This window comes from Microbacterium sp. UMB0228 (assembly GCF_002871415.1).
In the GTDB taxonomy this organism is placed as follows: domain Bacteria; phylum Actinomycetota; class Actinomycetes; order Actinomycetales; family Microbacteriaceae; genus Microbacterium.
This window is the reverse complement of sequence record NZ_PNFU01000001.1, coordinates 178684-196991: the sequence shown is the minus strand read 5'-3', so window position 1 is coordinate 196991 and position 18308 is coordinate 178684. Positions and strand designations below refer to the sequence as shown.

Annotated in this window: 13 protein-coding genes; 3 read left to right on the top strand and 10 right to left on the bottom strand. The window is 69.3% G+C overall.

Annotated features, from left to right (window positions below; genetic code table 11):
- Window positions 1–43: 43 nt before the first annotated feature.
- The 5 genes from CJ226_RS01020 to CJ226_RS01000 form a co-directional block, all read right to left on the bottom strand.
- The gene (locus tag CJ226_RS01020; RefSeq protein ID WP_025104411.1) at window positions 44–3547 is read right to left on the bottom strand and encodes a DNA-directed RNA polymerase subunit beta; all 3504 of its coding nucleotides are present in this window, start codon (window positions 3545–3547) and stop codon (window positions 44–46) included.
- Window positions 3548–3823: 276 nt separating this feature from the next.
- Window positions 3824–5569, bottom strand: coding sequence for an ABC transporter ATP-binding protein (locus CJ226_RS01015; protein ID WP_102208064.1), 1746 nt, complete (start codon window positions 5567–5569; stop codon window positions 3824–3826).
- Entirely contained in the window at window positions 5566–6531 is a 966-nt protein-coding gene (locus CJ226_RS01010; protein WP_025104413.1) for an ABC transporter permease, read from the bottom strand. Before CJ226_RS01010 ends, CJ226_RS01015 begins: the two co-directional genes overlap by 4 nt.
- Window positions 6532–6565: 34 nt before the next feature.
- Window positions 6566–7570, bottom strand: a complete 1005-nt coding sequence (locus CJ226_RS01005; protein WP_025104414.1) for an ABC transporter permease — start codon at window positions 7568–7570, stop codon at window positions 6566–6568.
- 82 nt (window positions 7571–7652) lie between these two features.
- On the bottom strand, window positions 7653–9326 hold the full coding sequence (locus CJ226_RS01000) for an ABC transporter substrate-binding protein (RefSeq protein WP_062635739.1): 1674 nt from the start codon (window positions 9324–9326) through the stop codon (window positions 7653–7655).
- A 167-nt stretch (window positions 9327–9493) separates the two neighbouring features.
- Between CJ226_RS01000 and CJ226_RS00995 the strand changes: the two genes are divergently transcribed.
- The gene (locus CJ226_RS00995; protein ID WP_102208063.1) at window positions 9494–10414 is read left to right on the top strand and encodes a sugar kinase; all 921 of its coding nucleotides are present in this window, start codon (window positions 9494–9496) and stop codon (window positions 10412–10414) included.
- A gap of 12 nt (window positions 10415–10426) precedes the next feature.
- Here CJ226_RS00995 and CJ226_RS00990 read toward each other — a convergent pair whose 3' ends face one another.
- The 5 genes from CJ226_RS00990 to CJ226_RS00970 are packed head-to-tail and all read right to left on the bottom strand — an operon-like array spanning window position 10427 to window position 15931.
- Window positions 10427–11302: a MurR/RpiR family transcriptional regulator gene (locus tag CJ226_RS00990; RefSeq protein WP_062635737.1), complete on the bottom strand. Its 876-nt coding sequence runs from the start codon at window positions 11300–11302 to the stop codon at window positions 10427–10429.
- Between the two features lie 14 nt (window positions 11303–11316).
- Window positions 11317–12825: a glycoside hydrolase family 3 protein gene (locus CJ226_RS00985; protein WP_102208062.1), complete on the bottom strand. Its 1509-nt coding sequence runs from the start codon at window positions 12823–12825 to the stop codon at window positions 11317–11319.
- Window positions 12822–13655 (bottom strand): carbohydrate ABC transporter permease, encoded by an 834-nt coding sequence (locus tag CJ226_RS00980; RefSeq protein WP_025104419.1) that lies wholly within the window; start codon window positions 13653–13655, stop codon window positions 12822–12824. Before CJ226_RS00980 ends, CJ226_RS00985 begins: the two co-directional genes overlap by 4 nt.
- Entirely contained in the window at window positions 13652–14626 is a 975-nt protein-coding gene (locus CJ226_RS00975) for a carbohydrate ABC transporter permease (protein WP_025104420.1), read from the bottom strand. Before CJ226_RS00975 ends, CJ226_RS00980 begins: the two co-directional genes overlap by 4 nt.
- Before the next feature lie 15 nt (window positions 14627–14641).
- Window positions 14642–15931: a sugar ABC transporter substrate-binding protein gene (locus CJ226_RS00970; RefSeq protein WP_025104421.1), complete on the bottom strand. Its 1290-nt coding sequence runs from the start codon at window positions 15929–15931 to the stop codon at window positions 14642–14644.
- Window positions 15932–16078: 147 nt separating this feature from the next.
- Here CJ226_RS00970 and CJ226_RS00965 point away from each other — a divergent pair, with 147 nt between their 5' ends.
- Window positions 16079–17344 (top strand): LCP family protein, encoded by a 1266-nt coding sequence (locus CJ226_RS00965; protein ID WP_102208061.1) that lies wholly within the window; start codon window positions 16079–16081, stop codon window positions 17342–17344.
- A 30-nt stretch (window positions 17345–17374) separates the two neighbouring features.
- Window positions 17375–18235 (top strand): spermidine synthase, encoded by an 861-nt coding sequence (locus CJ226_RS00960; RefSeq protein ID WP_102208060.1) that lies wholly within the window; start codon window positions 17375–17377, stop codon window positions 18233–18235.
- Window positions 18236–18308 lie beyond the last annotated feature (73 nt).

Genomic DNA, 18308 nt, shown 5'->3' with positions numbered 1-18308 from the left:
GACCGGCTCAGCCGTCGCGGGGACGGCTGAGCCTGTCGAAGGATTAGATCTCGTCGATCGAGGCGGCCTCGAAGCGGCTGGAGATGTTGATACCGAGTTCCTCTGCGGCGCGGAACGCCTCGTCGTCGGTGTCGCGGAGGTTGACCAGCGTGCCGTCGGCCGAGAGGACCTCGACGTTCAGGCAGAGCGACTGCATCTCCTTCATGAGCACCTTGAACGACTCGGGGATGCCGGGCTCCTGGATGTTCTCGCCCTTGACGATGGCCTCGTACACCTTGACGCGGCCGAGGATGTCATCGGACTTGATCGTGAGGAGCTCCTGGAGGGCGTACGCCGCACCGTAGGCCTCGAGGGCCCACACCTCCATCTCGCCGAAGCGCTGTCCACCGAACTGCGCCTTACCACCGAGCGGCTGCTGGGTGATCATCGAGTACGGACCGGTGGAGCGGGCGTGGATCTTGTCGTCCACCAGGTGGTGGAGCTTCAGGATGTACATGTAGCCCACGGAGATCGGCGCCGGGAACGGCTCGCCGGAGCGGCCGTCGAACAGCTGCGTCTTGCCGCTCGAGTCGATCAGGCGCAGGCCGTCACGGGTCGGGAGCGTCGAGTCGAGCAGACCGGAGATCTCCTCCTCGCTGGCACCGTCGAACACCGGGGTGGCGACCTTGGTGCCGGGCGCGGCCTCGAACGCCTGCTGCGGCAGCTTGGCGGCCCACTCCGGGGTGCCCTCGACCTTCCAGCCCTGCTTCGCGATCCACCCGAGGTGGGTCTCGAGGACCTGGCCGAAGTTCATTCGACCCGGGATGCCGAGCGGGTTGAGGACGATGTCCACCGGGGTGCCGTCCGCGAGGAACGGCATGTCCTCGACGGGCAGGATCTTCGCGATGACACCCTTGTTGCCGTGGCGGCCGGCGAGCTTGTCGCCCTCGGTGATCTTGCGCTTCTGGGCGATGTAGACCACGACGCGGCGGTTGACGCCGGAGCCGAGCTCGTCGTCGCCGTCCTCGGCGTTGAACTCCTTGACCGCGATGATCGTGCCCTGCTCACCGTGAGGCACCTTCAGCGACGTGTCGCGGACCTCGCGGCTCTTCTCGTTGAAGATCGCGCGGAGCAGACGCTCCTCGGCCGACAGCTCGGTCTCACCCTTCGGCGTGACCTTGCCGACGAGGATGTCGCCGGGGCGGACCTCGGCGCCGATGCGGATGATGCCGCGCTCGTCGAGGTCCTTCAGCAGCTCCGGGCTGACGTTGGGGAGGTCACGGGTGATCTCCTCCTTGCCGAGCTTGGTGTCGCGGGCGTCGACCTCGTACTCCTCGATGTGGATCGACGAGAGGGTGTCGTCCTTCACCAGGTCCTGGCTCAGGATGATGGCGTCCTCGAAGTTGTAGCCCTCCCACGTCATGAACGCGACGAGGAGGTTCTTCCCGAGGGCCAGCTCGCCGTTCTCGGTGGCGGGGCCATCGGCGATGACCTCTCCGACCTCGACACGCTCACCGGCCGAGACGACGACCTTCTGGTTGTAGGAGGTGCCCTGGTTCGAGCGGTCGAACTTGCGCAGGTGGTACTCCTGCGTGCCGCCCTCGTCGAGCATGACGACGACGCGGTCCGCGGAGACCTCGGAGACGACACCGGCCTTCTCGGCGGTGATCACGTCACCGGCGTCGATGGCCGTGTAGCCCTCCATACCGGTTCCGACGAGCGGCGAGTCGCTGCGGAGCAGCGGCACGGCCTGACGCTGCATGTTGGCGCCCATGAGCGCGCGCTGCGCGTCGTCGTGCTCGAGGAAGGGCACGAGCGAGGTCGCGACCGACACCATCTGGCGCGGCGAGACGTCGATGTAGCCGATCTCCTCCGGGAGGAACAGGTCGACCTCACCGCTGCCGCCCTTGGGGCGCGCGAGCACGTGGCTCTCGCGGAAGCGACCCTTCGCATCGAGCGGCGCGTTGGCCTGCGCGATGTTGAAGTCGACCTCCTCGGAGGCGGTCAGGTAGTCGATCTGGTCGGTCACGACACCGTCGACGACCTTGCGGTACGGGGTCTCGATGAAGCCGAACGAGTTGATGCGCGCGAAGGTCGCGAGCGCACCGATCAGACCGATGTTCGGGCCTTCCGGCGTCTCGATCGGGCACATGCGGCCGTAGTGCGAGGGGTGGACGTCACGGACCTCGACGCCGGCGCGGTCACGGCTCAGACCACCGGGGCCGAGAGCCGACAGACGGCGCTTGTTGGTCAGACCCGCGAGCGGGTTGTTCTGGTCCATGAACTGCGACAGCTGCGAGGTTCCGAAGAACTCCTTGATCGCGGCGACGACGGGGCGCACGTTGATCAGGGTCTGCGGCGTGATGGCCTCGATGTCCTGCGTGGTCATGCGCTCGCGGACGACGCGCTCCATGCGGGACAGACCCGTGCGGACCTGGTTCTGGATGAGCTCGCCGACCGCGCGGATGCGACGGTTGCCGAAGTTGTCGATGTCGTCGGTCGCGAGGCGGATCTCGGTCTTCTTGCCGCCGCGGATGCCCTCGAAGGTCTCCTCGGTGCCCGCGTGCAGACGCACGAGGTACTTGATCGTGGCGACGATGTCCTGCACCGTCAGCACCGACTCCGTCAGCGGGGTGTCGAGACCCAGCTTGTGGTTGATCTTGTACCGGCCGACCTTGGCGAGGTCGTAGCGCTTCGGGTTGAAGTAGAAGTTGTCGAGCAGCGCGCGGGCGGCCTCGGCGGCCACCTGCTCGCCCGGACGCAGCTTGCGGTAGATGTCGCGCAGCGCGTCTTCCTTGGTGACGATCGTGTCCTTCGCGAGCGTCTCCTCGATGGAGGTGTAGCCGGCGAACTCCTCGAGGATCTCCTCGCTGGTCATGCCCAGCGCCTTGAGGAAGACCGTCACGGACTGCTTGCGCTTGCGGTCGACGCGGACGCCGACCTGGTCGCGCTTGTCGATCTCGAACTCGAGCCAGGCACCGCGGCTCGGGATGACGCGCGCCGAGACGATGTCCTTGTCACTCGTCTTGTCGGGGGTCTTGTCGAAGTAGACACCCGGCGAACGCACGAGCTGCGAGACGACGACGCGCTCGGAGCCGTTGATGATGAACGTGCCCTTGTCGGTCTGGAGCGGGAAGTCGCCCATGAAGACCGTCTGGGTCTTGATCTCACCCGTGAGGTGGTTCATGAACTCGGCCTCGACGTAGAGCGGGGCCGCGTACGTCTTGCCACGCTCCTTGCACTCCTCGATGGAGTACTTCTCGGGCTCGAGGTACGGGTTCGTGAACGACAGCTGCATCGTCTCGCCGAGGTCCTCGATCGGGGAGATCTCCTCGAAGATCTCGCCCAGACCGCTGTTCTCGTTCACGTCGGTGCGACCGGCGGCCTTGGCCTCGGCCACGCGCGCCTTCCAGGCGTCGTTGCCGACCAGCCAACCGAAGGACTCGGTCTGCAGGGCGAGAAGGTCGGGGACCGTCAGCGTGTCGGAGATCTTGGCGAACGAGAGACGGGAAGCTCCGCGTCCGTTCTTGGTGGTGGTGGATGTGGATGCGTTGGGAGCAGCAGCCAAGGGAATAACCTCCGTGAGCCCCGCAGGGCTTCTCGATTCCTTTGTCGTCAGGTGGAGTGCGCTCAGAAGCTCACGAGATGCCGACCACCATATGAGGGCAGGGAGAAGCGAGCGCAACTACCAACTATAGACGCGATCTCGCGACATGGCAAGCGCAATCCTTGACCAATCTTCGATGCTGCGGTAATGAGACCGCCGAGACCCCGCCTGGGCGCCGAAACCCCGCCCTCGCCGCGGAGGCAGGGCGGGGTTTCGACCCGAAACCGGGGTCTCGGGTCAGGAGGCGATGTTGAGCTCGTTGCCGGGGATCGAGGCGAGGAGGCGGCGCGTGTAGGGGTCGCGAGGATTCGTGAAGATCTCCTCCGACGACGCGGCCTCCACGAGCTTCCCGTCCTTCATCACGCACACGTAGTCGCTGATGAGCCGCACCACCGCGAGGTCATGCGAGATGAACAGGTAGCTCAGGCCGTACTCGCGCTGGAGGTCGCCGAGCAGCCGCAGGATCTGGTCCTGCACGAGCACGTCGAGTGCCGACACGGGCTCGTCGCACACGATGAGGTCCGGCGAGAGGGCCAGCGCTCGCGCGATCGCCACACGCTGACGCTGCCCGCCGGAGAGCTCGGACGGGTAGCGCCGCAGCATCGACTGCGGTAGCGCGACGTCGTCCAGGAGCTGTCGCACGCGCTTGCGCCGGTCCGCCCCGCTCCCCCGCTTGTAGAACTCCAGCGGCTCCGCGATCAGGCGCTCGATCGTGAACATGGGGTTCAGGCTGGAGTACGGATCCTGGAAGATCGGCTGCACCCGCTGCCGGAAGTCCTTCGTCTCCGCACGGCTCAGCGTCGAGATGTCCTTGCCCTCGTAGCGGATGAGGCCGCTCGTGGGCTCGATGACCTTGAGCAGCATGCGCGCGGTCGTCGTCTTGCCCGATCCGGACTCCCCCACGATCGCGACGGTCTCCCCACGCGGGATCGCGAGCGAGACGTCGTCGACGGCCACGAAGTCCTCGTGCTTGCCGCGCACGGGGTACACCTTCGTGAGGTTCTCGATCTCGACGATGTTGCCCTTCGACGAGCTCAGGGACCCAGACTCACTGTGGGTCGCTGAGCCCGTCGAAGCGTCCTCCTGGGTTGCTGAGCCCGTCGAAGCGTCCCGGACGAAGGCCTCCGGACGGAGCCGGGCCACCGCCACCGACGGCGCCGCCTTCACGAGCGACTGGGTGTACGGGTGCTGCGGGTCCTCGAGGATCCGCCGCGCCGGCCCTTGCTCGACGACCTTGCCGCGGTGCATCACGATCACGCGCTCGGCCCGCTCCGCGGCGAGACCGAGGTCGTGCGTGATGAGGAGCACGGCGGTGCCCAGCTCCCTCGTCATCTCGCCGATCTGGTCGAGGATGGTCTGCTGCACCGTCACGTCGAGGGCACTGGTGGGCTCGTCCGCGATGAGCAGCCGCGGCTTGCACGCCAGTCCGATGGCGATGAGCGCCCGCTGGCGCATGCCGCCGGAGAACTCGTGCGGGTACTGCTTGGCCCGACGCTCCGGATCGGGAAGACCGGCCGCGGTCAGCGCCTCGACGACCTTGGACTGCACGTTCTGCCGGGTGGCGAGGCCGTGGGCGAGCAGCGTCTCGGCGACCTGGGTGCCGATCTTCGCGACCGGGTTGAGGTTCGACATGGGGTCCTGCGGCACGAGCCCGATATCCCGTCCGCGGATCGATCGCAGCTCGCTCTCGGAGGCACGGGAGATGTCGCGTCCGTCGAGCTTGATGCTGCCGGCGGCCACCTTCCCTCCGCCCGCGAGCAGCCCGATGATCGCCATCGCGGTGGTCGACTTGCCGGAACCGGACTCGCCGACGATCGCCACGGTCTCCCCGGGGCGGATCTCGAGGTCGACGCCCTCGACGGCATGCACGACGCCGTCCATGGTGGCGAAGTCCACCGCCAGGCCCTCGACCGACAGCAGGGGCTGGTCCGCCATGCCGTTCTCCTTCGCGGCGCGCACGGCGCCCTCGTCGCGGATGTTCATCGTGCCCTCGTCCTCGGGTCCATGGCCTCGCGCAGCGCCTCACCGAGCAGGGTGAAGCCGAGCGCGGTGACGGCGATGCAGATGCCGGGGAGGAACGCCAGCCACGGGGCGATCGCCAGCTCTGCCTGCGCGTAGGTGAGCATGCGACCCCACTCGGCCGTCGCGGGGCCGCCGCCGCCGAGACCGAGGAACGACAGCGCCGCCGCATCGATCACGGCGGTCGCGAGGGTCAGGGTGCCCTGCACGATCACGGGCCCGATCGCGTTCGGGAGGACGTGCGACATCGTGATCCGGCCGCGGCCGAGGCCGAGCGTCTGCGCCGAGAGCACGTAGTCGCTGGAGCGCTGCTGGAGCATGGACGCCCGCAGCAGGCGCGCGAAGATCGGCACCTGGGAGGCCCCGATGGCGATCATCACGGCGTACGGCGTCTGTCCGAGGATCGCGGCGATCGACACCGCCAGCAGGAGGTTCGGCACCGAGAGGATGATGTCGACGACGCGCATGATGACGGTGTCGACCCAGCCTCCGAACGTGCCGGCGAGGAGTCCGAGGATCATGCCGCCGACGAGACCCATCGCGGTGGAGACCACGCCGATCAGCAGCGACGCCTGCGCGCCCCAGATGAGCTTGGACAGCACGTCGCCGCCGAACCGGTCCAGACCGAGGGGGAACTGCGGCAGCTCGCCCGGGCCGGGGATGTGCGTAGGCGTGATCTCCTTCGCCCCCGGGAGCGCCGTCTCGGGGTACGGAGCGAGGACCGGCGCGAGCACCGCGACGAGGAGGAAGAGGAGCACGATGACGGCGCCGATCCACGCCGTCGGATTGCGGCGGAGCCGGCGGAACACGTCGCGCCAGAACCCGCCGCCGCTCTCCTTGAGGTCGGCCTGGGCGATGGCGACGGTGTCGATGCTGCCGCCGCTCTCGGCGGACGGCCCCTGTGCGGGTGGGAGGGCGATGCTCATGCGAGCGCCTCCTTTCGGATGAGGGAGGAGGACATCACTGCACCCTCACTCTCGGATCGATGAGGCTGTACGACACGTCCACGGCCAGGTTGATGAGGGCGTAGGCGATCGCGATGAAGATGATGAATCCCTGCAGCACCGGGAAGTCGCGCGTGAAGATGGCGCGCGCGAGGAACGATCCGATGCCGGGGAAGGCGAACACGGTCTCGGTGAGCACCGCCCCCGAGATGAGGAGTCCGGTCTGCAGTCCGATCGTCGTGATGACGGGGAGCATGGCGTTCCGGAGGATGAACCGGCTGCGCAGCGTGCCGGAGCCCACGCCCTTCGCCCGCCCCGTCCGCACGTAGTCGGCGTTCTGCACCTCCAGCACGCTCGCCCTGGTGATGCGGACGATGATCGCGAGCGGGATGGTGCCGAGCGCGAGCGCCGGGAGGATCAGATGGAGGATCGCATCCCACGCGGCGTCGAACTCCCCCGTGATGATGCCGTCCCAGACGTAGAAGCCGGTGGGATGGGTGGCATCGATCCGGGGGTCCTGGCGGCCGTCCGAGGGGAGCCACCCCAACTGCACGGCGAAGACGTACTTGAGGATGAAGGCCAGGAAGAAGACCGGGATCGTAATCCCGATGAGGCTCAGCACGACCGACGCGTGGTCGGTGAACTTGCCGTGGCGGCGGGCCGCCCAGTACCCGAGCGGGATGCCGACGCCCACCGCGAAGATGAGCGCCGCGACGCTCAGCTCGATCGTCGCGGGGAAGCGGCGGAGGAACTCCTCCGTGACCGGCCGGTTGGTCTGGATGGAGGTGCCGAAGTCGCCCTGCAGCAGGCGCGTGACCCAGATGAAGTACTGCTCGATGAGGGGCTTGTTGAAGCCGTAGAGCTCGTTGACCCTGGCGATGGCCTCCGGGGTGGCCTTCTCGCCGAGGAGGGCGACCGCGGGGCCGCCGGGGAGGGCCCTGACCCAGGCGAACAGCAGGATGCTGAGCCCGAACAGGGTGGGGATGAGGAACAGCAGTCGCCTGCCGATGGTGCGCAGCACAGAGTTCTCCGTCGATCAGAAGGTACGCCGTGCCCCGGTCCCGCGAGGCGGAACCGGGGCTCGGCATATCAAATGGTCAGGCCTACTTCGTGAGGACGATGTCCGTGAAGACCTCGTCGTTCACCGGGCTGGCGGGGTAGCTCTCGACGCGCGGGTCGAAGGCGAGCGTCGGCGCCGGGTGCGCGAGCGGGACGCCGGGGATGAACTCCGCGACCATCTCGTTGATGTCCTCGTAGAGGGCCGTCTGGTCGTCGAGGTTGGAGACCCCGCGCGCCTCGGTCAGCGCCTGGAAGAGCTCCGGGTTGTCGAAGCCCCACTCCGAGCTCTGCTGGCCGAAGAACACTCCGACGAAGTTGTCCGTGTCGTTGTAGTCGCCGGTCCAGCCGAGCAGGTGGATGCCGTGGTCGGCGGTGCCGCTGGTGCGGTCGAGGTACTCGACCCACTCCTCGGAGACCGGAGTGGTCTCCACGCCGACCTCCGAGAGCTGCGAGGACAGGACGGTGTAGATCTGCTCGGGGTCCGGCATGTACGGACGCGAGACATTGACCGGGTAGTTGAAGTCCAGCGACAGCGGGTTCGCCTCGTCGTAGCCGGCCTCCGCGAGCAGCTCCTTGGCCTTCTCCGGGTCGTAGTCGTAGGTCGTGACCTCGTCGTTGTAGCCGTTGACCACCGGCGGGACGAACTGCGTCGCCTTCTCGGTGCCCTCCGGGAGGACCTGGCTGATCAGGGCGTCCTTGTCGATCGCGTAGGACAGCGCCTCGCGCACCTTCGGGTCCTGCAGCTCCGGGATCGCCTGGTTGAAGGCGAGGTAGAGGATCGTGAACGGGGGACGCGACACCATGGTGAAGTCGTCCTCCTCCAGCGCCTTCGTGTCGGCGGGGCCCACGAGGTCGTAGCCGTCGATGGAGCCCGACTCGAGCGCCTGACGACGCGCCGTCGGGTCGTCGATGGTGCGGAAGATGATCTGGTCGATCTGTCCGGCCTCGCCCCAGTAGTCGTCGTAGGCCTTGAGCGTGACCTGCTCGCCCGGCGCCCACTCCTCGAACTGGTAGGGGCCTGTGCCGACCGGGTGGCCCATGGCGTACTCGGACAGCTGCGGGGCCTCGGCGGTGCCGCCGACCTCGTCCGCGCCGAACTCCTGCATCGCCGAGGGGCTCTGCATGCCGAAGGCCGGGAGCGACAGCGAGGCGATGAAGCCGGCGAACGGCTTGTTCAGCTCGATCGTGACGGAGTTCTCCCCGTCGGGCGTGCAGGACTTGTAGACCGCGTCCTCCGGGTTGGAGGCGTAGCCCTTGAAGAGCTTGTTGTAGTAGTACCCGAAGGCCTCGGAGGCGGCGAGACCGGTCCAGTTGTACCAGCGGTCGAAGTTGGCGCAGACGGCCTCGGCGTTGAACGGGGTGCCGTCCTGGAAGGTCACGCCCTCCTTCAGCGCGAAGGTGTGAGACATGCCGTCCTCGGACGACTCCCACGACTCCGCCAGCAGCGGCGCCGGGTCGGCCGTGCCGGGCTCCGTGCCCACCAGACCCTCGAAGATCTGGCGGGAGACGCGGAAGGTCTCGCCGTCCTGCGCGAACGCCGGGTCGAGGCTCGCGGGATCCGACGAGGCGGCGAAGACGAAGGTGCCGTCGACATCACCGGAACCCTCCGACCCGTTGTCCCCGCGCTCGCTGGCGACACATCCGGCGAGAGCGAGAGCGGCGATGGTCGCTCCGGTGATGACGGCGATTCCTCGCCGAGGCATGGCTGACTGGTGCATGGGTGTATGACCTTCCCTGTCGGGCGCTTCCTTGCGCGTCTCCGGGCATCGTCGCCGCGGAGACGGTGATTCCTCGAAGGTACCCAGCGGCCAGGCGGATGCCAAGAGTCCGATGTTGCGATCCGGTATCGACGCGGTGCCGCCCGTGATCCGGTAATGTCCAGAACGTGCCGGACACCACTCCCCGCGTCGTGTGCCTGGGCGAGGGCCTGGTCGCCCTCGTCGCCGCCACCGCCGGACCGCTCGAGACCTGCCGCACGTTCCACCGCTCCCTCGCCGGGGCCGAATGGAACACCGCGATCGCGCTGTCCTCCGCGGGCATCCGCACCGCGGTCGTGTCCCGTGTCGGCGACGACGGCTTCGGACGCTTCCTCACCGCCGAGCTCCGTGCGCACGGCGTCGACGATCGGGCCGTGGAGATCGACCCGATCGCACCGACGGGCCTCTACGTCAAAGAGCTCTCCCCGCGGGCGGACGGCGCCGTGGAAGGGACGATGCACTACTACCGTGCCGGGTCGGCCGCGGCGGCGCTGTCGCCGGCCTCGCTGGAGTCGCCCGTGGCGGTGGACCTGCTCGCCGCGGCGGCCCTCGTGCACACCTCCGGCATCACGCCCGCGCTCTCGCCCTCCGCACGCGCCGCCCAGGAGGCCCTGGTCGCGGCGCCGCGACCGGGCCGTCTCGTCAGCTTCGATCTGAACTGGCGCCCCGCGCTGTGGCGGGGCCGGGAGGACGAGGGACGCGCCGTCCTCACCGATCTCGCCCATCGCGCCGACGTCCTGTTCTGCACCCGCCCCGACGCCGAGGCCGTGTTCGGCACGAGCGCACCGGACGAGCTGCGGGCACTGTTCCCCGAGCCGCGCTACCTGGTCGTGACCGAGCCCGCCGGCGCCGTGGCGTTCGACGGCGCGGACCGGGTGGGCAGCGAGGCTCTCGATGCACCCGTCGTGGAGACGATCGGCGCGGGCGACGCCTTCGCCGCCGGCTTCCTCGCCGGCGTCCTCACCGGCCTGACGCTGCACGGGAGCCTGGCCCGCGCCCACCGCATCGCGACGCGCGCGATCGCCAGCACGCGCGACCACGTCGACTGAGCAGGCGGCGGCTCAGTCCGCGGGGTGCCCGCGCCGTGGCGGGACCGCGTCGTGCGTGCGCTGCAGGGACACCGCGACGTGCTCGCCCCGGTGCTGCACGATGCGCACGAACAGCACGTCGATGAGCGCGAGCTGCGCGATCCGGCTCGACATGGCGGCCATCCGGAACGGCGATTCCTGGGCCTGGCTGAGGAGCACGACGTCGGCGAGGGCCGCGAGCGGGGAGTCGGCGGCGCTCGTCACGGCCACCGCGAGTGCACCCGTCGCCCGCGCGACCTCCAGAGCGCGGACGGTCTCGGCCGTCTCACCCCCGTGCGAGAAGGCGATCGCCACATCCGCGGAGGATCGCAGCGCGGCCGCGGTCATCGCGAGGTGCGGGTCGGCCGAGTGGCTCACGGAGCAGCCGATCCGGGAGAGCTTGAGCTGCAGGTCCTGGGCCGTCAGCGACGACGCCGCCTGCCCGAACAGGTCGATGTGCCGCGCCACGACCACCGCCCGCGCCACCCGGTCGAGGGCGTCCGCATCCAGAGCCCTGGCCGTCTTCTCGATGGCGTCGATCTCCTGGGCCGCGAGCTTCGCGGCGATCGCGGCCGGGCCGTCGTCGCGGCCGATCGCCGTGGAGTCGAGTCCGAACCGGGCCTGCTGCGCCTGGGCCAGGGTGACCGCCCGCGCGACGGCGACCCTCAGCTCCCGGTAGCCGCTGTAGCCCAGCGACTGCGCGAAGCGGGCGACGGTCGACAGCGAGGTCTGGCAGAGCTGCGCGAGATCGTTGATCGCGAGGTCCACCACGAGGGTGGGGTCTCCGAGGATCCTCTCGGCGACGCGTCCCTCCGCCGCGCTGAGCTTGGGGAGGGAGCGCCGCACCACGGCCAGAACGTCGTCGTCCATGCGCTGATCCCGTCTCAACCGGCGGCGGTCGTCCTCTGTCGCGGCCGGAACCGGCCGAGGAGCGCGTCCCGCGCGGTCTGGGCACCGAGCCGGCTGGCGGCGCCGACCTCGACGGTGGGCAGCGGCAGCGGCTCCTGCACGGGCAGGCCGACGTTCACCACGACCGCACCCGGGTCCCGGACCGCGGTCCGCTCGATCAGTGCCCGCTGCGCCGGCTCCGCATCCGGTCGATCCACGAGGACGACCGTCGTGCCGGTCGCCGCGGCGACCTCGTCGATCACGGCGTCCTGCTCGGCCACGGGCCGTGCGGCCACGTCGAGCCGCACGCGGATGCCGTCTCCCGCGAGCGCCTCCGCGACGTACGAGGCGGCGCTGTCCACCGCGAGCGTCGAGCGACGTCGCGCATCGATCACCGCCAGGGCCTCCGCAGCCTCGGGGGCATCGCCGGCGAGCGACACGGACCGGCGGACGATCTCGGCGGCGTCGAACACGGCGTCCTCCTCGTCCGAGGTCGCGCTCGCGCGCAGTCGGGTGGCGAGGGCCGACACCCGCGCGGCGGCCTCCTCGACGCGCTCCCGGGAGAGCGAGCCGTCCCGCAGCGCGGCGACGATCCCGTCGCGGGCGGCGAGGAAGTCGCGACGGTCCTGGTCGGGAAGAGCGGCCTCGCCGGGGTTGGTGGGGTTGCCGATGCACAGCAGGTCGGCGCCGGCGGCCAGAGCGAGGGCGGCGCCCCCGCCGAGTCCGACGGTCTCGCGGATCGCGGCCATGTCCAGCGCGTCGGTGATGATGACGCCCTGGAAGCCCCACTCCCGCAGCATGCCGAGCACGCGCGGGTTGAGGGTGGCCGGCTGCGCGCCCCACGCGGGGACGACGATGTGCGCGGTCATGATCGCGTCCACCCCCGCCTCCACGGCGGCGCGGAACGGCTCGAGGTGCACGCGCTCGTACTCGGCCACGTCGAGCGCGATCTCGGGCAGCGCGTGGTGGGAGTCGAGGTGGGTGTCGCCGTGACCGGGGAAGTGCTTGACGCACGCGGCCGCCCCGCCGTCCTGGATGCCGTCGACCGTGGCGACGACATGGCGCGTCACCAGCGCCTCCTCGGACCCGAACGAGCGCACGCCGATGACGGGGTTGCGCGGGTCGGTGTTGACGTCGGCGACCGGACCGAGCACGACGTTCGCACCGACGGCGCGCACGCGGCGGGCGAGTTCCGACCCGGTCCGCTCCGATGCGACGACGTCGTCGAGGGCGCCGAGCTGCGCGGCACCGGGGAGGGTGGAGCCGCTCCCGGACTCCAGGCGCGTGACGCTGCCGCCCTCCTCGTCGACGCCGATCAGGGCGTCCGGGTTCGCGTCCAGGATCTGCGCGCTCAGCGCCGGCAGTCCCTCGCCGACGTTCTGGCCGAAGTACACGACACCGGCCAGGCCGTCGCGCAGCTCCTCCACGAGCCAGGCGGGGGCCGTGGTGCCGAGGAATCCGGGCCAGAGCACGCCGTTCGCGAGGCGCTCGAGCTCGTCGGTCATCCCTTCACCGCCCCCGCGACCATGCCGGCGGAGAGCCGGCGCTGCACGATGACGAAGAAGATCATGACGGGCACGGTGATGATCGTCGAGGCGGCCATGATGCTGCCCCAGTCGTTCGAGTACAGACCGAAGAACGACTTCAGACCGATCGAGACCGTGTACTGGTCGGTCTGCGCGCCGAGGATCGTCATGGCGAAGATGAACTCGTTCCACGCCGTGATGAAGCTGAAGATGCTCGTCGCGACGAGACCGGGCATCACGAGCGGCAGCAGGATCGAGCGGAACATCCGCCACCAGCTCGCGCCGTCGATGTACGCGGCCTCTTCGAGCTCGACCGGGACGGCCGCGACGAAGCCGCGCAGCATCCAGATGCCGAACGCGAGCGACAGCGCCACGTAGACGACCATCAGGCCGATGATGCTGTTGAGCAGACCGAGGCTCTTCACCTGGAGGAACAGCGGGATGACGAGTGCCTCGAGCGGCACCATCTGCACCACGAGGATCATCATCAGCACCGTGGTGCGGAACTTGAAGCGGAAGCGCGCGACGGCGACCGCCGCGAGCAGGCAGACGATGGCGCTGACGAGCACCGTGACGAGGGCCACGATCGCCGAGTTGCGCAGGTACGTGCCGAAGCCGCCCTCCGTGAGCACGAAGGCGAAGTTGTCCCACGTGAACTCCTGCGGCAGGAGCGACTGCCCGCCGCTGGACGCCTTGGCGTCGAAGGCGCTGGAGACCATCCAGTAGACGGGGAACAGCGTGAAGACGAGGACGGCGGCGACGCCGATGCCGAGTCCGATCCGCGACCGGAGCCTGGGGCGGGGGTTCACAGCTCGTCCTCCTTCATGAGGGAGCGGATGTAGACGATCGTGATGCCGATCAGGACGAGGGTCAGCAGCACCGCGAGCGCGGCACCGAATCCGTAGCGGTTCTGACCGAACGACTCCACGTACGACCACACGCCGAGGTTGAGCACCTGACGGTTGCCGCCGCTGCCGCCGGGCATGAGGTACACCTGCGCGAAGACCTTGAAGTCCCAGATCGTCGACAGGATGATGACGACGGAGAAGACGGGCTTCAGCGTCGGGAAGATGATCTTCCAGAAGCGGCGCCATGCGCCGGCCCCGTCGAGCGCCGCCGCCTCGAGCATCTCCTTCGAGACGCCCAGGAGCCCGGCGAGCACGGTGATGGCCACGAACGGGAAGCCGTGGTGGACGACGTTCAGCAGCACGATCGCGTAGAACGACCACTGGTTGGTGAACCAGTTGACCTGACCGTCGATGAGGCCGAGGTCCTGCAGGACGCTGTTGAAGATGCCGCGGTCGGCATCGAAGATGAAGGTCCAGACGTAGGTGCCGGTCACCGCGGGCATCGCCCACGCGACCATGATGCAGCTGGAGACGATGGTGCGCCACACGGTGCCCAGGCGCGCCAGCAGCAGCGCGACGAGGGTTCCGAGTGCGACGGTGGTGAACACCGCGACGGCCGCGAAGCCGACCGTGTTGGGGAGCACCACCGTCCACAGGGTCGGATTGGTGAGCGCCTCGGCGTAGTTGGCCAGCCCGATCCAGTTGCTCTCACCGGTGTTGATCTCGCGCAGACCGTAGTCCTGCAGCGAATAGAGGAACACCTGCACGAGCGGCCAGAGCATGAGCCCCGCGAGGATGATCAGCCCGGGGGCGAGGAGGAGCCAGGGGCGGGCCGTGACGATCGAGAGACCGCGACGCTTCCGGCCGCCGGCCACGGAGGCGGAGGAGGGCTCCGCCTTCGTGGCCGGCAGTGGCGCTTGCACCATCGACATGGAAGGAATGGTTCCTTACTGGTTGAGCAGTTCGGTCATCTCGGCGGCGGCGTCCTTCGTCGCGGTCGCGACGTCCTTCTGCCCGCTGAGGATGGCCTGGATCATGGCGTTGGTGGTCTTCTTCGCCTGCACGGCGCCGAAGTTCGGCGTGACCGGGACGGACGCGCCGCCGTCGACCATCTGCTCGGCGAACGGAGCGACGAGCGGGTCGGTCGAGGCGAGGGCCTCCTCCATCGCGGACTGGACGCCCGGGAAGTAGCCGGTCTCGTCGGACCACTGCTCGGCGAACTCACCGGTGGTCATGAGCTTGACGAACTCCCACGCGAGGTCGGCGTTCTTCGTGGTGTTGAACACCGACAGGTGCGAGCCGCCGAGCACGGACGGAGCGATGCCGCCGTCCTGGCCGGGGATCACGGCCGCGCCGATCTTGCCCTCGAGCTCGGGGTTGGCCTCGATGAGGGCGTTCGGCGTCCAGGAGCCGGAGAGCATCATCGCGACGTTGCCCTGCGTGAAGGCGTCCCGGAGGTCGGTCTCCTTCCACGTGGTCGCGCCGGCCGACGAGAAGCCGTGCTCGGTGGCCAGGCCCGTGTAGAACTCGATGCCGGCCTGCGACTCGGCGCTGTCGAGCTCGCTGGTCCAGGTGTCGCCGTCCTTCGTGGCGATCTCGCCGCCGGCGCCCCAGACCCAGGGGTAGACCTGGAACTCGGCGTCACCCGCGACGGGGAAGGGCAGCATGTCGGGCTTGGCGGCCTTGATGGCCTCACCCGCGGCGACGATGTCGTCCCAGGTCTTCGGAGCCTCGAGACCGAGCTCCTCGAAGACGTCGGTGCGGTAGACGATGGAGCGGACACCCGCGTACCACGGCATGCCGTAGAGCTCGTCCTCGTAGGTGCCGGCGACGGCGAGGCCCTCGACGAGGTCGTCACGCAGGCCGTCTTCGGCGTCGACGTACTCGTCGAGCGGAAGGAGCGCGCCGGCGTCGGCGAACTCCGCGGTCCAGGTGGTGCCGGTCTCAGCGATGTCCGGGGTGGTGCCGCCGGCGATCGAGGTGACGAAGCGGTCGTGGGCGTCGGCCCACTGGATCTCCTCGATGGTGACCTTCGCGCCGGTCTCCTCCTCGAAGGCGTCCGAGACCTTGTCGTAGAAGGCGGTCGCGTCGGGGTTGGTCCCCTTCATGATCCAGACCGTCAGCTCCTGGCCCTCGCCGTTGGTCGAGCCGTTGTCGCCGCTGCCGCCGGCGCAGCCGGCCAGAGCGATCGTGGCAGCGGCGCCGAGCGCCACCGCCGGAAGAATGCGCTTGTGCATGGGGGGATCTCCTCTTTGAAAGTCCAGGTGTGCATCGGGTGCGTACCGGGGATAGGAAAAAGTATTCACGACTAACTAATTCCCTGCAAGTTGCTCCCAGAATCGTCATACCCCCGTAACATCGGGCCTCCGGGGTAGGCTCCCCGCATGCCCCGCCGAGGATCAGACGTCGACCGCCCTCCGCTCCCCCGGCACGCACCGGCGTCGACGCGTGGCCGGACCTCCCGGGTCCTGCGAGGCCTCGGGATCGGGCTCGCCGTCGTCCTCGTCTCCGCCGTGGCGGTCGCGGGATTCCTCGTCTGGGACGTGTTCAACCGCGTGGGGGACGGGGCCGTCACCCTGGAGGGCGCCCCGAAGGTCGACCCGCCCACGGTCGGCGCCTACCCCGACGACAAGGCGTTCAGCCTCCTCATCGTGGGGACGGACGAGTGCGGCCCGAAGGCCACCGCACTCTTCGACGAACGCTGCGCCGAGGCGGACGGACTCAGCCGGAACGACGTGAACCTCCTCGTGCACGTCTCCGCCGCACCCCGGAACGTGACCGTCGTCTCGCTCCCCCGCGACCTCGGCGTCCCCGTACCGGAGTGCACCCGTGAGGACGGCTCCGTCGCATCCGCGATGGAGAAGGCGTCGATGAACTCGCTGTTCGAGCACGCCGGCCTCTCCTGCATCGCGAAGACCGTGAGCGAACTGGGCGACATCCCCATCGAGTTCGCCGCCAAGATCAGCTTCGACGGCGTCATGGCCGTCACCGACGCGATCGGCGGCGTCGAGGTCTGCATCGCCGGGGACGGAATCCGCGATCGCCACACGGGCATCGACTGGCCGGCGGGCCTGCGGACGGTCTCGGGCGTGGAGGCCCTCCAGTTCATCCGCACCCGGCACGGTGTGGGGGACGAGAGCGACCTCGCGCGCATCTCCAACCAGCAGCAGTACATGTCACGGCTGGCCAAGAAGGTGCTCAGCGAAGACACCCTGACCGACATCCCCAAGGTGCTGCGACTGACGAACGCCATCGCCGACAACATCGATCCCAGCGACGAGCTCGCCGACCCGCTGCGCCTGGCCCAGCTCGCACTCGCCCTCAAGGATGTGAACTTCAGCGACTTCGTGTTCGTGCAGTACCCGAACATCGCCGATCCGTTCGACGACGACAAGGTCGTGCCGGACGAGGAGGCCGCGGCCGCGCTGTGGGATGCGGTGCGGGCCGGACAGCCGCTCCAGCTCACCGGCGACGTGACGACGCACCGCGGCGTGGAGCTGGTCACCCCCGCGCCCACGGCGCCGGAGACGCCGGAGACGGAATCCACTCCCGAGGCGAGCGCCACGCCGGACGCGCGCGCGACGCTCCCGCCGGAGGTGTCGGGGCAGACCCTCGAGCAGGAGACCTGCGCAGTGGGCAACCAGCGCTGACCACCGCGGCCGCGGCGTAGGCTCGACGGCATGGGACGGACGCGATCACGGGACGCCGAGCACCCGCAGACCCGCCTCGACCATGGCGGCCTCGCCCGCATCGTCCCCTCGGAGTTCACGAGCGGCTTCGAGCTCGTGGTCGACGACACCCCGCAGTCGCACGTCGATCTCGACGACCCCACGCACCTGCACTTCGAGTACATCGTGCGGATGGGCGCGGTGATCGATCAGCTCCGCCCCGGGCCGCTCACCGCGGTGCACCTCGGCGCCGGGGCCCTCACCATCCCCCGCTACATCGACGCGACCCGCCCCGGGTCACGCCAGCAGGTCATCGAGTTGGAGGCCCCGCTGGTGCAGCTCGTCCGCGAGCACCTCCCCCTGCCGAAGGGAGCGGCCATCCGGCTGCGCATCGGCGATGCGAGGGAGGGGGTCCGGAAGCTTCCGGCGGCCCTGCACGGCGCCTGCGACCTCGTCGTCTCGGATGTGTACTCGGGCGCGCAGACACCCGCCCACCTCACGAGCGTCGAGTTCTACCGGGAGCTCGCCGCGCTGCTCGCCCCCGGCGGCGTCCTGCTCGTCAACGTCGCCGACGGCCCCGGTCTCGCATTCGCCCGTCGACAGGCCGCGACCATCGCCGAGGTGCTCCCGGAGATCGGGATCCTCGCCGACACCCAGGTGCTCAAGGGCCGCCGCTTCGGCAACCTCGTGGTCGCGGCGTCCGCCGCTCCTCTCCCGACGGAGTGGCTGCCGCGGATGCTCGCCGCGGGTCCGCATCCCGCGAAGATCGCCCAGGGGGACGAGGCCCGCGCCTTCCTCCAGGGCGCCCGGATCGTCACGGACGCCGACGCCGTCGCGTCCCCGCGACCCGATGCCTCGCTGTTCCTGCGCTGATCGGGCGCGCCGCCCCGAGGAGCGCGGAAGCGACAGGCAGACTGGACGGGGACAGGTGCGGGGACGCGCGGAA

Excerpts from the sequence above, each read along its gene's own strand:
- CJ226_RS00970 (WP_025104421.1), bottom strand. The coding sequence starts at position 15,931 with ATGCACAAGCGCATTCTTCCGGCGGTGGCGCTCGGCGCCGCTGCCACG.
- CJ226_RS01015 (WP_102208064.1), bottom strand. The coding sequence starts at position 5,569 with ATGAACATCCGCGACGAGGGCGCCGTGCGCGCCGCGAAGGAGAACGGC.
- CJ226_RS00975 (WP_025104420.1), bottom strand. The coding sequence starts at position 14,626 with ATGTCGATGGTGCAAGCGCCACTGCCGGCCACGAAGGCGGAGCCCTCC.
- CJ226_RS00960 (WP_102208060.1), top strand. The coding sequence starts at position 17,375 with ATGGGACGGACGCGATCACGGGACGCCGAGCACCCGCAGACCCGCCTC.
- CJ226_RS01000 (WP_062635739.1), bottom strand. The coding sequence starts at position 9,326 with ATGCACCAGTCAGCCATGCCTCGGCGAGGAATCGCCGTCATCACCGGA.
- CJ226_RS00965 (WP_102208061.1), top strand. The coding sequence starts at position 16,079 with ATGCCCCGCCGAGGATCAGACGTCGACCGCCCTCCGCTCCCCCGGCAC.
- CJ226_RS00985 (WP_102208062.1), bottom strand. The coding sequence starts at position 12,825 with ATGACCGACGAGCTCGAGCGCCTCGCGAACGGCGTGCTCTGGCCCGGA.
- CJ226_RS01010 (WP_025104413.1), bottom strand. The coding sequence starts at position 6,531 with ATGAGCATCGCCCTCCCACCCGCACAGGGGCCGTCCGCCGAGAGCGGC.
- CJ226_RS00990 (WP_062635737.1), bottom strand. The coding sequence starts at position 11,302 with ATGGACGACGACGTTCTGGCCGTGGTGCGGCGCTCCCTCCCCAAGCTC.